The sequence below is a fragment of the Pseudomonas sp. Marseille-Q5299 genome (assembly GCF_943737035.1).
GTDB classification, from domain to species: Bacteria; Pseudomonadota; Gammaproteobacteria; order Pseudomonadales; family Pseudomonadaceae; genus Aquipseudomonas; species Aquipseudomonas putida_E.
In genome coordinates this window covers 104,244-118,989 of the sequence record NZ_CALSFR010000007.1, presented here as the reverse complement: position 1 = coordinate 118,989, position 14,746 = coordinate 104,244, and the positions used below count along the sequence as shown (strand labels likewise).

At 63.9% G+C, this 14,746-nt stretch carries 15 protein-coding genes; 12 read left to right on the top strand and 3 right to left on the bottom strand.

Features of this window, described 5'->3' with window-relative positions; genetic code table 11:
* Nucleotides 1–18 precede the first annotated feature (18 nt).
* From nikA to NGJ21_RS19655, 10 genes are all read left to right on the top strand, one after another.
* Nucleotides 19–1,593: a nickel ABC transporter substrate-binding protein gene (gene nikA, locus NGJ21_RS19700; protein ID WP_251962544.1), complete on the top strand. Its 1,575-nt coding sequence runs from the start codon at nt 19–21 to the stop codon at nt 1,591–1,593.
* Between the two features lies 1 nt (nt 1,594).
* A complete protein-coding gene (nikB, locus tag NGJ21_RS19695; RefSeq protein ID WP_046785844.1) occupies nt 1,595–2,536 on the top strand; it encodes a nickel ABC transporter permease subunit NikB in 942 nt (313 codons plus the stop codon).
* Nucleotides 2,533–3,378, top strand: coding sequence for a nickel ABC transporter permease subunit NikC (gene nikC / locus NGJ21_RS19690; protein ID WP_046785843.1), 846 nt, complete (start codon nt 2,533–2,535; stop codon nt 3,376–3,378). The genes nikB and nikC overlap by 4 nt, the downstream gene beginning before the upstream one ends.
* The gene (nikD, locus tag NGJ21_RS19685; RefSeq protein WP_251962543.1) at nt 3,379–4,149 is read left to right on the top strand and encodes a nickel import ATP-binding protein NikD; all 771 of its coding nucleotides are present in this window, start codon (nt 3,379–3,381) and stop codon (nt 4,147–4,149) included.
* Complete coding sequence (gene nikE, locus NGJ21_RS19680; RefSeq protein ID WP_119687194.1) at nt 4,146–4,967, top strand: nickel import ATP-binding protein NikE; 822 nt, start codon at nt 4,146–4,148, stop codon at nt 4,965–4,967. Before nikD ends, nikE begins: the two co-directional genes overlap by 4 nt.
* Nucleotides 4,968–5,155: 188 nt before the next feature.
* Entirely contained in the window at nt 5,156–6,202 is a 1,047-nt protein-coding gene (locus tag NGJ21_RS19675) for a GGDEF domain-containing protein (protein WP_251962598.1), read from the top strand.
* A gap of 315 nt (nt 6,203–6,517) precedes the next feature.
* Nucleotides 6,518–7,927 carry a circularly permuted type 2 ATP-grasp protein gene (locus NGJ21_RS19670; RefSeq protein WP_012314860.1) on the top strand — a complete coding sequence of 470 codons (1,410 nt, stop codon included), beginning with the start codon at nt 6,518–6,520 and terminating at the stop codon, nt 7,925–7,927.
* 3 nt (nt 7,928–7,930) lie between these two features.
* Complete coding sequence (locus NGJ21_RS19665) at nt 7,931–8,881, top strand: alpha-E domain-containing protein (RefSeq protein WP_174141886.1); 951 nt, start codon at nt 7,931–7,933, stop codon at nt 8,879–8,881.
* Nucleotides 8,878–9,657, top strand: coding sequence for a transglutaminase family protein (locus NGJ21_RS19660; RefSeq protein ID WP_115274545.1), 780 nt, complete (start codon nt 8,878–8,880; stop codon nt 9,655–9,657). The genes NGJ21_RS19665 and NGJ21_RS19660 overlap by 4 nt, the downstream gene beginning before the upstream one ends.
* 78 nt (nt 9,658–9,735) lie before the next feature.
* The gene (locus NGJ21_RS19655) at nt 9,736–10,470 is read left to right on the top strand and encodes a proteasome-type protease (protein ID WP_251962542.1); all 735 of its coding nucleotides are present in this window, start codon (nt 9,736–9,738) and stop codon (nt 10,468–10,470) included.
* Between the two features lie 18 nt (nt 10,471–10,488).
* Here the strand turns inward: NGJ21_RS19655 and NGJ21_RS19650 are convergent, their stop codons facing one another.
* Nucleotides 10,489–11,049: a hypothetical protein gene (locus tag NGJ21_RS19650; protein ID WP_046785837.1), complete on the bottom strand. Its 561-nt coding sequence runs from the start codon at nt 11,047–11,049 to the stop codon at nt 10,489–10,491.
* A 114-nt stretch (nt 11,050–11,163) separates the two neighbouring features.
* Between NGJ21_RS19650 and NGJ21_RS19645 the strand changes: the two genes are divergently transcribed.
* The gene (locus NGJ21_RS19645) at nt 11,164–11,472 is read left to right on the top strand and encodes a hypothetical protein (RefSeq protein ID WP_251962541.1); all 309 of its coding nucleotides are present in this window, start codon (nt 11,164–11,166) and stop codon (nt 11,470–11,472) included.
* Nucleotides 11,473–11,520: 48 nt separating this feature from the next.
* The gene (gene chrA, locus NGJ21_RS19640; protein ID WP_251962540.1) at nt 11,521–12,747 is read left to right on the top strand and encodes a chromate efflux transporter; all 1,227 of its coding nucleotides are present in this window, start codon (nt 11,521–11,523) and stop codon (nt 12,745–12,747) included.
* On the opposite strand, the gene NGJ21_RS19635 is transcribed toward chrA, so the two are convergent.
* Complete coding sequence (locus NGJ21_RS19635) at nt 12,722–14,086, bottom strand: sensor histidine kinase (protein WP_046785835.1); 1,365 nt, start codon at nt 14,084–14,086, stop codon at nt 12,722–12,724. The genes chrA and NGJ21_RS19635 overlap by 26 nt on opposite strands.
* Nucleotides 14,083–14,745, bottom strand: coding sequence for a response regulator (locus NGJ21_RS19630; protein WP_174141884.1), 663 nt, complete (start codon nt 14,743–14,745; stop codon nt 14,083–14,085). The genes NGJ21_RS19635 and NGJ21_RS19630 overlap by 4 nt, the downstream gene beginning before the upstream one ends.
* Between the last annotated feature and the right edge of the window lies 1 nt (nt 14,746).

Here is a 14,746-nt window from a genome sequence, read left to right as displayed (position 1 = left end):
GAAAGTGGGGAACGCAGTGTGAAGCAGCAGCCAGCTAAACGAAAGCCCGCCCTCTTGGGCCTCCTTTTTCTTGCTGCGTGCACTGTTGCGCCGGCCAGCAGCGCCGCCGAGCAAGGGCCAAGGCTGGTGTACTCATGGCCTGTGAATGCCGGGCCGCTCGACCCGCGAGGCTACTCCCCGAACCAGATGTACGCCCAGGCCATGGTCTATGAGCCCCTGGTGCGCTATACCGCCGCGGGTACGCTGGAGCCTTGGCTGGCTGAGGCCTGGCAGGTTTCCGATGACGGCAAGACCTACACGTTCACGCTTCGTGACGGCGTGCGCTTCAGTGATGGCACACCGTTCGATGCGCCTGCGGCCAAAGCCAACCTCGATGCAGTGCTGGCCAACACTCAGCGCCACCGCTGGATGGAGCTGGTGACCACCCTGGACCACGTTGAAGCACCTGAACGCCTGACCCTGCGCCTGGTTCTCAAGCACCCCTACTACCCAACGCTGATGGAACTGGCCCAGGTTCGTCCGTTGCGCTTTGCCTCGCCTCAGGCAAAACCCGGCCAACCCGCCGGGACCGGCCCGTGGATGCGCGCCGAATCGCGCTTGGGCGAATACGACCGCTTCGTGCGCAACCCTCATTACTGGGGGCCAAAGCCGGCCTACGCCGAGGTCATGGTCAAAGTCATCCCAGACCCCAACAGCCGCGCGCTGGCCCTGCAGGCCGGTGAGGTCGAGCTGATCCAGGGCGCCGCCGGCGAAATCACGGCCGGCACGTTCGTACGCCTGCGTGACCAGGGCTTTGCCACCGCACTGTCGGCACCGCTGGCCACCCGCACCCTGGCGATGAACACCGGCCGTGGCGCTACCCGTGATCTGGCGGTACGCCAGGCGATCAACGAGGCGGTGGACAAGCAAGCCATCATCGACAAGATCCTCTACGGCCTTGAGCCCCGCGCAGACACCCTGTTCGCCAGCAACATGCCCTACGCCGATGTCGGCCTCAAGCCCTACCCGTATGACCCTGCGCTCGCCGCCCGCAGCCTCGAAGCTGCCGGGTGGGCGCTGGCGCCAGGCGCTTCAGTGCGCAGCAAAGGCGGCCAACCTTTGGCCATCGAGCTGGTGTTCCTCGGCACCAGCGCCTTGCAGAAGAGCCTGGCCGAAGTGCTGCAGGGCGAGCTGGCGAAAATCGGCATCCGCATCGACCTGCGTGCGGTTGAGGAAGGGGCGCTGGTGCGGCGCCAGCGCGACGGCGACTTCGGCATGATCTTCGCTGACACCTGGGGTGCGCCCTACGACCCGCATTCGTTCGTCAGTTCCATGCGCTACGCCGGCCATGCCGACTACATGGCTCAGCGTGGGTTGGCAATCAAGGACGAACTGGACAAGCGCATAGGCCAGGTGCTGGCCAGCACGGATGAGCAGCAGCGTGCCGAGCAGTACCGCTTCATCCTCACCACCCTGCACGAACAGGCCGTCTACCTGCCCATCTCGCATCTCACGGCCATCAGCGTGCGCCGAGACTCGGTGGCCAAGGTCCAGTTCGGCAGCACGTTGTTCGATGTGCCGTTCGAAACCATGACACCCAAACAGGAAGACTGACATGTTGCGCTACATCCTGTTGCGCCTGGCGCTGCTTGTACCGGTCATGCTTGGCGTTTCGTTGCTGGTGTTCGTGCTGCTGCACCTGGGCAGCACCGACCCGGCGCTGGACTACCTCCGGCTTTCGCACATCCCACCGACCGACGCAGCCATCGCCGAGGTGCGCCATACCCTGGGGCTGGATCGCCCGCTGTATGCGCAATACCTGAGTTGGCTGTGGAACGCCGTGCATCTGGACTTCGGCATCTCCTATATCACCGGCCGCCCAGTGCTTGATGACCTGCTCTACTACCTGCCCGCCACCCTGCAACTCGGCGGCCTGGCGTTGGCCTGCACGCTGCTGCTGTCGATCCCCTTGGGGCTGTTGGCGGCCCGCTGGCAAGGGCGCTGGCCCGACCACGCCGTGCGGGCAGTGACGTTCCTGGGGGTGTCCATGCCCAATTTCTGGCTGGCGTTTCTGCTGATCGCGCTGTTTTCCCTGTGGCTGGGCTGGCTGCCGCCGCTGGGGCGTGGAGGGGCCGGGCACCTGGTTATGCCGGTGCTGGCCATCGCCCTGATGTCGATGTCGATCAACGCCCGCCTGCTGCGTGCCAGCCTGCTGGAAGCCGGCGGGCAGCGCCACGTCACCTATGCCCGTGCCCGCGGCCTGCCCGAACGGCACGTCTGGCGCGACCATATCCTGCGCAATGCCTGGTTGCCGCTGGTGACGGCCACCGGCATGCACATCGGCGAACTGATCGGTGGCGCACTGGTGATCGAGACCATCTTCGCCTGGCCCGGCGTTGGCCGTTTTGCGGTGTCTGCAGTGCTGAACCGCGACTTCCCGGTGATGCAGTGCTTCACCCTGCTACTGACCGGTCTGCTGATGGTCTGCAACCTGATCGTCGATGTCTGCTACGCCTGGCTTGATCCTCGCAGCCGGCTGGAAGGGGTGAACGCATGAGTGTGCAGTCTGCCCTGCCCCAGCCATTGCTGCTGCGCCGCCCCAGCCTGATGATCGGCCTGGCCCTGGTCGGCCTGCTGGCATCGCTGGCGCTGTTCGGCCATTGGATTGCCCCGCATGACCCCGACCTGGTCGACCTCGGCCAGCGCCTGCAGGCGCCCGACGCCAGCCACTGGCTGGGCACCGACCACCTCGGGCGCGACCTGCTTTCGCGGCTGATCGTCGGCACGCGCCTGTCCTTGGGCAGCGTGATGCTGACCCTGGCGCTGGTGCTGGCGCTTGGGCTCGCGGTCGGCGGCGTGGCCGGGTTCGTCGGCGGGCGCACCGACCTGTTGCTGATGCGCCTGTGCGACATGTTCATGACCTTCCCCACGCTGGTACTGGCATTCTTCTTCGTCACCTTGCTGGGCACCGGCCTTAGCAACGTGATCATCGCCATCGCCCTGTCCCACTGGGCCTGGTATGCGCGCATGGTGCGCGGCCTGGTGATTGCCCAGCGCGGCCGCGAATACGTGCTGGCTTCACGCCTGGCCGGCGCTTCACGCTGGGCGCGGCTGCGCCAGCATGTGCTGCCCAATATCGCCGGCCCATTGCTGGTGCTGGCGACCATGGACATCGGCCACATGATGCTGCACGTCTCCGGCCTGTCGTTCCTTGGCCTCGGGGTGGCGCCGCCCACCGCCGAATGGGGCGTGATGATCAACGACGCCAAGGAATTCATCTGGACGCACCCGCAACTGCTGCTGTTGCCAGGGCTGATGATCTTCTTCTCGGTGATGGCCTTCAACCTGCTGGGCGATGCGCTGCGCGACCGCCTCGACCCCACACAGGAGCGCCATTGAATGAACCCCTCGGTACTTGAAATCCGCGGCTTGCGCATCGAGGCTCAGGCCGGCGTGCTGGTGCACGGCGTTGACCTGCAACTGCGCCGCGGCGAAGTCTGCACGTTGGTCGGTGCCAGTGGCTCGGGCAAATCCCTCAGTTGCCTTGGTGTGCTCGACCTGCTGCCACCAGGCCTTCACCGCACCCAGGGGCAGTTGCTGCTCGACGGCCAGCCGCTGGCTACAAGCAGTGTTCGTGGCCGCCTGGCCAGCCTGGTACTGCAAAACCCGCGTAGTGCCTTCAACCCGGTGCGCAACATGGCCAGCCACGGCCTGGAGACGCTCAGGCAGCGCGGCGTTACCGGTGCTGCAGCCCGTGCGCGGATGGCCGACTGCCTGGATGCGGTGGGTCTGGCAGACCGGGAGCGGGTGCTGCAAGCGTTCGCCTTTCAGCTCAGCGGTGGCATGCTGCAACGGATGATGATCGCCCTGGCGCTCATGGCCGAAACCCCGTTCCTCTTGGCTGATGAACCCACAAGTGACCTCGATGCCCTGAGCCAGGCGCGGTTTCTCGACCTGTTGATGGAGTTGGTACAGGTGCATGGGCTTGGGGTATTGCTGGTGACCCACGACATGGGCGTGGTGGCGCGCTGCGCAGACCAGGTCGCGGTGATGGAAGCCGGCCGCATCGTCGAATGCCAGCCGGTCCATGAGCTTTTCCAGAACCCTGCCAGCGCCGCTGCCCGCACCCTCCTCCACGCCCACCAGGTACTTTGCCGGAGCCAACCATGAGCCTGCTGCACGTCCACAACGTTGGCCATCGCTATCGCACCGGGGGGCTGTTGCGCAAACGGGGCTGGCTGCAGGTGCTCGACAGTATCGACCTGCACCTGCACGCAGGTGAGTCCATCGGCCTGCTAGGCAGCAGTGGCAGCGGCAAAAGCACACTGGCGCGGCTGCTGCTCGGGCTGGAAAAACCCACCCAGGGCCAGGTGAGCTTTGCCGGGCAGGATGTCAGCCAGCTAAGAGGTGAACAGGCGCGCGACTTCCAGCGGACCGTGCAACTGGTGTTCCAGGACGCCCCCGGCGCCTTCAACCCCCAGCGCAGCATCGGCTGGAGCATCGCCGAGCCGTTGCGCCACCTCACCGACCTGGATGAAGCCGGCCGACAAGCTCGCACCCTCGAACTGCTGGAGGCAATGGACCTGCGCGCCGAGCATGCCCAGCGCCTGCCGCAGCAGTTGAGTGGCGGCCAGTTGCAGCGTGCCAACATCGCCCGGGCGCTGGCCGTCTCGCCGCAACTGGTGGTGCTCGACGAAGCGTTGTCGAACCTGGATCGGGTATTGCAGTTACAGTTGCTGCAGCAGCTGGAGGCGCTACGCCAGCGCAGCGGCACCGCCTTCGTGCTGATCAGCCATGACCTGAGCCTGGTGCAGTACTTCTGCCAGCGGGTCGTGCTGCTGGACAACGGCTGCATCGTCGAGGATCGGCCCGTCACGCACTGCACTGGTTTCGAGCATCCAGTGGGAAAGCAGCTACAGTCTGCCATGTTGCCCACGCGCCCCGACAAGAGCCAGGCAAGACAAGCGCTGCCAATGGGTATGCACTGACGCCAACAACAGAGGGCATCCCGCGTGAACGCCAGAACGCTTTTCCAGGGCGCAGGCAAAGTGCCACAATGCGCCACCGATCACGAATTGCGGCGAATGCCATGACAGAGCTCAATCCTGGCGATGAAATAGCGCACTGTGTAAGGACGGACCGCCTGCACCAGCTGTTCGTCCAGTCGGCGCCCGCTGTGCTTGGCAGCTTCCTGGCTGCCGCAATGCTGTGCTGGTTGGGCTGGGAGCGTTTCGACCAGCAAAAAGTGGCCGCCTGGATGACGGTATTGAGCCTGTCGACGGCCCTGCGCACCGCCATGTTCGTCGCCTATCTGCGGGCACCGGCCAACCAGCGCACGGCCGAACGCTGGGAGTGGCGCTACTGGGCCACCCTGGCGCTGTCGGCGGCAGTCTGGGGCTTGGGCGCACTGGCTGTGATGCCTGCCGACGACCTGCTGGGGCAGGCATTGATCATGCTGTTTGCCGTGGGCATGTCTGTCAGCGCAGTCTCGTGTTACTCCTCGTACCGCAACATGACCCTGGTATCGATCGCTTTGGTGCTGCTGCCCAGCACCGGCTGGCTGCTGCTGCAGCCAGCCGCGCTGCAGCAGGGGATCGCGCTGGCGGTGCTGGTGTTCGCTTCGTTCGTCGTCAATGCGACGAACAGCCTGTCTTCAGCGCTGGTGACCGCCTGGCGCCTGAAGCACGAAATGGAACGCGCACACCGGCTTGCCATCGTGGCCTCGTGCACGGACGAACTGACCGGCCTGAACAATCGCCGTGCCTTTTTTGACTGTGCCTTGGCGCAGCACACCTTGTGCAAGGAGGGGCAGACGTATGTAGCCGTGCTGATGCTGGACGTCGATCATTTCAAACAGATCAACGATACCGCCGGGCATGCGGCGGGCGACCAGGTGCTGCAACGGATCGGTGCAGCCATCAGCGCCAGCCTGCGTGACGACGACATCGCCGGCAGGCTGGGCGGCGAGGAGTTCGCCATCCTGCTGCCCAATACGCCTCTGGTCACTGCCAGCGAGATTGCCGAGCGCCTGCGGGCCCTGATCGCAATGCTGAACGTCGACACGCAATTCGCGGTTACCGCCAGCATAGGCCTGGCCTTCGCCAAAGCACCCGCCAGTGAACTCGATGCGTTGCTCAGCAGCGCCGACAAGGCCATGTACCGTGCCAAGGCATCGGGCCGTAACCGGGTGACGATCGTCGACCATGTGCATGCCGCCGCCTGATGGCACGGCTGGCCAGGGTCCTTACGTACTCATCGCTTGCCCTGATTTGGTTCGCCTTTTTCACCAAGCCAAGTCCTGCACCCATTTGATGCAGTGAGCCCCTGCCTTCGCCGCGGCTGATCTACGCAAATCTCCGACAATTCGCCTGATTCCGTCGTTTTATTGATATCAAAAAGCGCTCTCTCGCTTTTTCAGAGCCATTTTTCTTCCTGCCCCTTGCGCCCTGCCCGTTCCGGCATTGTCATTGCAAAGCTCCAGTGGATCGCTTGGCAAGCGAGAAACGAAACTGCCGACGAGTCGTGGCAAGGAGTGGGTATGTCCCGGGCTTTTTTCAACGAAATGTATGAGGCAAACGGAAGTTGCCGCCCGCACTATCAGGAGTTCGCCCGCTGGCTGGCGAACACACCGCTGGAACTGTTGGAACAACGCCGGCACGAAGCCGACCTGCTGTTCCACAGGGCCGGTATCACCTTTACCCTGTACGGTGACCAGCAAGACACCGAGCGGCTGATCCCCTTCGACATCATCCCGCGCAGCATCCGCGCCAGCGAATGGCGCATCGTCGAACGCGGGTGTATCCAGCGGGTTCAGGCGCTGAACCTGTTCCTCCAGGACATCTACCACGATCAGCGCATTCTCAAGGCAGGCATCATTCCGCCCGAGCAAGTGCTGGCCAACGAGGGTTACCAGGTCGCCATGCAAGGCCTGAACCTGCACCGGGGGCTGTACGCGCATATCGCCGGTGTCGACCTGGTACGCGACAGTGATGGTACGTATTACGTACTGGAAGACAACCTGCGCACGCCCAGCGGCGTCAGCTATATGCTCGAAGACCGCAAGATGATGATGCGCCTGTTCCCCGAACTGTTCGCCGCCCAGCGCATCGCCCCGATCGACCACTACCCCAACCTGCTGCTCGACACACTCAAGAGTGCCAGCCCGCTGGACAACCCGACCGCCGTGGTGCTTACCCCGGGGCGCTTCAACAGCGCCTACTTCGAGCATGCGTTCCTGGCGCGGGAGATGGGCATCGAGCTGGTCGAAGGCGCCGACCTGTTCGTGCGCAACGACCACCTCTACATGCGCACCACCGCAGGCCCGCAGCAAGTGGACGTGATCTACCGCCGCCTGGATGACGAATACCTCGACCCGCTGTCGTTCAACCCTGATTCGATGCTGGGGGTACCTGGGCTGATCTCGGTGTACCGGGCAGGCAACGTGGTGCTGGCCAACGCGGTGGGTACAGGCGTTGCCGACGACAAGTCGATCTACCCCTACGTTGACGAGATGATCCGCTTTTACCTGAGCGAGGAGCCGATCCTGAAGAACGTGCCCACCTGGCAATGCCGCAAGCCGCAGGACCTGTCCCACGTCCTGGCGCACCTGCCCGAGCTGGTGGTCAAGGAAACCCAAGGTTCCGGCGGCTACGGCATGCTGGTCGGCCCCGCCGCAACCGCTGCGCAGATCGAGGATTTCCGCGCCCGCATCAAGGCGCGCCCGCACGCCTACATCGCCCAGCCCACGCTGTGCCTGTCCACCTGCCCGACCTTCGTTGAAAGCGGCATCGCGCCGCGCCACATCGACCTGCGCCCGTTTGTACTGTCAGGCAGCGAAACGCGCCTGGTGCCCGGCGGCCTGACCCGCGTTGCCCTGCAGGAAGGCTCGCTGGTGGTCAACTCGTCGCAGGGCGGCGGCACCAAGGACACCTGGGTGGTGGAGGACTGAGCCATGCTTTCGAGAACCGCTTCCGACCTGTACTGGATGTCCCGCTACCTGGAGCGCGCCGAAAACCTCGCGCGCATGCTCGAGGTCAGCTACTCGCTGTCGCTGATGCCGCAAGACGGCCGCTCCGATGGCCACGCGGAGCTTGCCATGTCGCTGCTGGCCTCCGGTACGCTGGACGATTACATCCGCAAGCACTGCGAGCTGGACACCGAGCGCATGCTGCACTTCTTTGCGCTGGACGCGAACAACCCCAGCAGCATCTATTGCTGCCTGCAGGCGGCGCGCACCAACGCGCATGCGGTGCGCGGGCGAATAACCGCCGACATGTGGGAAAACATCAACGCCACCTGGATCGAAATGCGCAACATCGCCAGCAATGGCCTTGGGCGCTATGGCATCAGCCAGTTCTGCGACTGGGTCAAGGAACGCTCCCACCTGTTCCGCGGCGCGACCTCCGGCACCATCATGCGCAACGATGCCTACAGCTTCATTCGCCTTGGGACCTTCCTGGAGCGGGCGGACAACACCCTGCGCCTGCTCGATGCACGCTACGAAATGTTCGGGGAAACCTCCGAGGAAGTCAGCGACGACTCTGCAAGGGGTTACTACCAGTGGAGCGCCTTGTTGCGCGCACTGACCTCCTACGAAGCGTTCAACGAAATCTACCGCAATGCGCCCAGCGCACGCCCGGTGTCGGAGCTGTTGCTGCTGCGCGTTGACGTGCCGCGTTCGCTGCATGCGTGCATCGAAGAGCTCGACCAGATCCTCGCCGGCCTGCCTGGCACTACCGGCCGCCCTGCACAACGGATGGCTGCCGAACTCAATGCGCGACTGCGCTACACCGCCATCGACGAGATTCTCGAAGCCGGGCTGCACCTGTGGCTGACCGACTTCATCGGCCGCATCCACCAACTGGGCCAGACCGTCCACAATTCCTATCTGGAGGTCGTATGAAACTGTCCATCCGCCACGACACCACCTACAGCTATGCCAGTGACGTGTGCAACAGCATCCAGTTCCTGCGCCTGACACCGCGCAGCAGCGAGCGTCAGCGCATCCTCGAATGGCAACTGGACCTGCCCTGCAAGGTGAACAGCCAGATCGACCCGTATGGCAATATCCTGCACGTACTGACCCTGGAAAAACCCCATGGCCACCTCGCCCTTACCGCCAGTGGCCAGGTAGAAATCGACCCGGATTGCGAACACGAGGCCGGCGGCCAGTCGCCCCTGCCTTTCCTGCGCAGCAGCCACCTCACCCAGGCCAGTGACGCACTCAAGGCCTTCGCCGCCCAGCAGTGCGGCGAGCGCCGCGACCGGGGCGCGCTGACCGCACTTATGCAAGGCCTGGCCGACCATATGCCCTACAGCCCAGGTGCTACCTCCGTGGGCACCACCGCGAGTGAGTCATTCGCCGGCGGTGCCGGGGTGTGCCAGGACCATACCCACGCGTTCCTGGCCTGCGCCCGCAGCCTCGGCATCCCGGCACGCTACGTGTCGGGCTACCTGTGTACCGAAGACGAAACCCACCTGGCCAGCCACGCCTGGGCCGAAGCCTGGATCGATGAAGCCTGGTACAGCTTCGACGTCACCAACCGCCTCACCCGGCCCGAACGGCATCTGAAGCTGGCGGTAGGCCTGGATTACCTCGACGCCTGCCCGGTCCGAGGCGTGCGCCGCGGTGGCGGCGTCGAATCCATGCAGGCAAGCGTCCACGTACACCGCCAGTAATCACCTGGCGCAACTCAAGCGGGCCCCGTCGTGCCATGCGCGGCGGGGCCGCTCCATTCCAGGAACAAGGTAGACAGCATGACCTACTGCGTCGCTATGCACTTGGCGGACGGGCTGGTATTCATCTGCGACTCACGCACCAATGCCGGTATCGACCAGATATCCACGTTTCGCAAGCTGTTCGTTTTCAGCGTGCCGGGGGACCGGCTGATCGTCCTGCAGACCGCCGGCAACCTTGCCACCTCGCAATCGGTGGTCAACCTGCTTGAACAACGCAGCCGAGGCACCGGCACCCACCTGCTGAACGTCGGCACGCTCTACGATGCAACGGTGCTGGTGGCCGAAACCCTTCGCGAAGTCATTACCCGTGACCGCAGCAAGCTGACGGCCCAGATCGACCTGAGCGCTTCGTTCACGGTGGGCGGCCAGATCGCGGGCAGCGCCATGGGCATCTACAACGTCTACGCCCAAGGCAACTTCTTCCAGGCAACGCCAGACACACCCTTCCTGCAGCTGGGCGAGAGCAAGTACGGCAGGCCGATTCTCGACCGCAACCTCACCTACGACACCCCCTTGGACGAAGCACTGCGCTGCGGTTTGATCTCATTCGACTCCACCATCCGCAGCAACCTGTCGGTCGGGATGCCACTGGACCTGTTGGTGTATGGCAAGGACAGCCTACAGGCCAGAGAGCCGGTGCGCATCCATCAAGACGACCCCTACTACAGCCACATCCGCAAACAATGGAGCGACGGTTTGAAAAGCCTGCTGGGCGAACTTACCCCGCCGCCGCGGGAGTTCATGGCCGAATGAGCCGGGGCCTTCCCTCGGTCACGCCAGTAGCGATATCACCAGGTCCGCGATATTGATAGGCACGAATGCCACGGTCAGCAGGGCATAGGCCTTGCGCGAGCGGGCTGCAAACACACACAGCGGGATCACGATCATGATCACGTCAAAGGCACCCCAAAGCGCCATGGGCGAAACGCCGAACAACAGAACGTTGACGATGAAGCCAAGCAGGTAATAGCCCGACAGAAACAGCAGCGCGTATCGGCCATCCTGCTCGAAATACACGCGAAGCCCTTCGAGCTCGTCCTCGCTCCGGCTGGGCAACATCAGCGCCGAGGAAACGAACAGCGAAAGCGCCAGCAGCACCAGCAGCAAAAATTCCTGGAACGAGAAGGTCGCCCTTATTTGCGGCAGCGTATTGACCGCCCACCAGAAATCCATCTGTGTGGTGAAGAGCATGACCGCCCAGACCAGGGCAACCCAATCGGGGGCAGCGCTGCGGCGAATGCGGAAGACGGTCAGCGCGCCCAGAAGCAGGCGGGTGACGGATAAACCCAATATCATCGATAAGACAGTGGCGACGATTGGGAAATTGCTCATGCTACCTCCTGTAAGCCATTGCTCTGGCAAGCGTAGCCGGGCAGCAGCGATTCTCGAAAAATACCTGCCTGACCGGCTATTCTCTTCTCTGCCCTATCGACCGAGGTCACCGTCATGAAGCGCAACTACCTGGCTGGTGCTGTGCTGTTGTTGTTCGCCACAGCGGCCAGCTCAGCAGATCAGGGTGCCAACGCCGCGGCGGTGCCCGGCACTGCCAAGGCCCGCAATGCCTGCCTGGACGAGGTCGCGAAAATAACCGGCATGGCACGCAACACGCTATCGGTGATCGAAGTGCTGCCCAGCGAAGCGGGCATCGGCGTGAATATCCAGGTACCCGGCGCGCAAGCGCCATGGTCATGCCTGGCCGATGCCAATGGCAAGGTGCAAGGCGCCAGTTACACCGGGTCGGAAGGCAAGCTCTGATCTGCGTACCCTCTTGCACCTCAGCGGCAATACTTCAAGGAGCCTGCATTGTCAGAACGCAGTAACAGCGCCGTGACCTCTCGCGACTCTGCCTGGTCGGTATTTCTGGTGTTCTTGCGCCTGGGGCTGACCTCTTTCGGTGGCCCTATTGCGCACCTGGGTTACTTTCGCGAAGCGTTGGTAAACCGCCGCCAATGGCTCAGTGAACGCAGTTATGCCGAGCTGGTCGCCCTGTGCCAGCTGCTTCCCGGGCCGGCGAGCAGCCAGGTCGGCATAGGCCTGGGCCTCTCACGCGCTGGTTTCGCGGGCGCTGTGGCCGCGTGGGCAGGTTTCACATTGCCATCGGCCATCATCCTGGTTCTGTTTGCTCAGGGCATCTGGGCATGGGGAGGTGCCGTCCCTGGTGGTTTGCTGCACGGCCTGAAGATCGTCGCGGTCGCTGTTGTCGCGCAGGCAGTGTGGGGCATGGCACGCAGCCTTTGCACCGATGTTCCGCGCGTGACCATCGCCCTGTTCGCCGCCTGCGCTGCGCTTGTGTGGCCCACTGCAATGGGACAGATAGGCGTGATTGTGTGTTCTGCCGTCGCAGGCTTGCTGCTGTTCAAGTCCACCCCGCCTCCAGCAGGGGAGAAACTGCCGTTTTCAGTCAGCCGCAAAACCGGCCTGATCGCGCTGACAGTGTTCTTGGGTCTGTTGCTCGGCCTGCCGCTGATGACCCACTTCTGGCCGTCGCAGGCCATGGCGATGGTGAACGCCTTCTACAGTGCAGGCTCACTGGTCTTCGGGGGCGGGCATGTGGTTCTGCCGCTGCTGCAGTCGGCGACAGTACCCAATGGCTGGGTCGCCAATGACACCTTCCTGGCGGGTTATGGTTTGGCGCAGGCCGTACCCGGCCCCCTCTTCACGTTTGCAGCATTTTTGGGGGCGTCCATGAGCGTGCAGCCATCCGGCTGGGTGGGCGCGACTGTCTGCATTCTCGCCATTTTCACCCCCTCCTTCCTGCTGGTGATCGGCGTATTGCCCTTTTGGCAAAAACTGCGGCACAGCGCTCGTAGCCAGGCCGCGCTGGGTGGTGTAAACGCAGGCGTAGTGGGGCTGCTGTTAGCCGCCTTGTACCACCCGGTCTGGACGAGCGCCATTGCCAAGCCATCGGACTTCGCTTTTGCGCTGACCGCCCTCGTGGCCCTGATGTTCTGGAAGATGCCCCCCTGGCTGGTTGTGCTGGGTTGCGGCCTCTTCGGCTGGCTGCTTACTGCAACGCAAACGTCAGGGTAGCTGCCAGCCCGCCACTGGCCCTGTTTTCAAGGCGTACCTGCCCGCCCATCCGCTCGACGATGGTAGCCACGATCGAGAGGCCAAGCCCTGCTCCATTGGGGCTGTTGCGGCTATAGAAGCGCTCGAACACCCGCCCAAGATTCGCCTCGTCGATACCCGGCCCTTCATCTTCGACAACCAGTTCGAAGCGATTGGCCAGGCGCCTGAGTGATACGGTGATGCGCCCGCCCGGCGGTGAGTGCTCCACTGCATTGGAAACCAGGTTCTGCAAGGCGATGCCCAGCGCACCGGCATCGATCATCAGGCCATGGTCACCTTCACTGATATCCAGCGAAGGCTCCAGGCCGCGATCCAGTATCCAGGGCGTGAGATCCGCCAGCACATCGGTGACCACTTCACCCAGGTCGACAAGGGTGGTGGGACGCTGACCGAGGCGCGGCTCGACGCGGGCGAGGGTCAGCAACTGGTTGACCACCCGAGTCAGCCGGTCCACGCCGCCAATCAGAAAACCCAGGGCTTTCTGGCGCTCGGCATCGGTACTGGCGGCCTGGGCGTTTTGCGCATGCAGGCGCAGGATCGCCAGCGGGGTGCGCATCTCATGGGCGGCGTCGGCAATGAAGCGATGCTCGCGCCGCAGCAGGTCCTCGATCTGCGCCAGCAGGCGGTTGATGGCCGCCTGCATGGGCTCGAGCTCGGTCGGCAACGGCACCAGTTGCAGCGGTTCGAGGGAGTCGGCATGGCGCGCGCGAATCACATCGGCCATGTTCTGCAACGGGCGCAATCCCCAGCCGATAGCTGCCCAGACCAGCAGCGCCAGGCCCAGGCTGCCAAGCAGAAACGGGAACAGGGTATGGCGTACGATGCGGTCGATCAGGTCGTAACGCACATCGTCGCGCTCACCCACCCAGATCACCCACTGCTTTTCGGGCACCGGTAGAACGAAGCCGCGCCATTGTTCGCCGCCGCTGGCGAAATCATAAAAGCCCGGGGCCGTGGGCGGTGGGTCGAGCGTCGGCGCACTGGGCGTGTGCACCAGCAGCCGTGCTCCATCACCCCATACCTGGAACGCCAGCTTGCTTTCATAGGGGTGGCCCACGCGATGGCGCCCGGCCTTGCCCAGCGCCTCGTTGAACGCCCGATAAAGCTTTTCGCGGTTGCCATCCTGCACCGGCAGGTTCATCACCCCCTGCAACAGCCGGGCATTCTGAGCCATGTGGGCATCGTAGACTTCGTTGATCTCGCGCCGGCTGTCGTGATAGTTGTACAGCGCCAACAAGCCGGTGCCGAGCAGCATCAGCGCCATCACCCGCCACAGCGTACGCTGGCGCAGCGAGCTCATAGCTTGCCCTCGACCAGATAACCGATACCGCGCACCGTGCGGATCAGGCCGTTGAACAGCTTCTTGCGCAGGTGATAGATGTTCACCTCCAGCGTGTTGCTCTCAGGCTCCTCGTCCCAGCCATACAGCAGCTGGGTCAGCCGCTCACGGGTGAACACCTTGCCCGGTTGCGCCAGCAACTCGTGCAGCAGCCGATACTCCTTGGGCGTCAGTACTACAGGCACACCGTTGTAGTGCACCTGCTGAGTGGCGGGGTCCAGGCTTACGCCCGCGTGCTCGATGAGCACCTTGGCCCGCCCGGCACTGCGCCTGAGCAAGGCGCGCAGGCGGGCCTTGAGCTCGTTGAGGTCGAAAGGCTTGACCAGGTAATCGTCGGCGCCGGCATCCAGGCCAGTGATGCGGTCTTCGGTTGCATCGCGCGCGGTAAGGATCAGAACCGGCAGGCTGTCGCCCCCCGCCCTCACCCGTCGCAGCAGCTCGATGCCACCCAACCGCGGCAGCCCGAGGTCGAGGATCACCAGGTCGAACATTTCGTGTTGCAGGGCATGCAGCCCGCTCAGGCCATCGCGCAACCAGTCGAGGGTATAGCCCTCCTGGCGCAACCCGTCACAGATCCCCTCACCCAGAGCGGTATCATCCTCAACCAGTAGCAGCCGCATG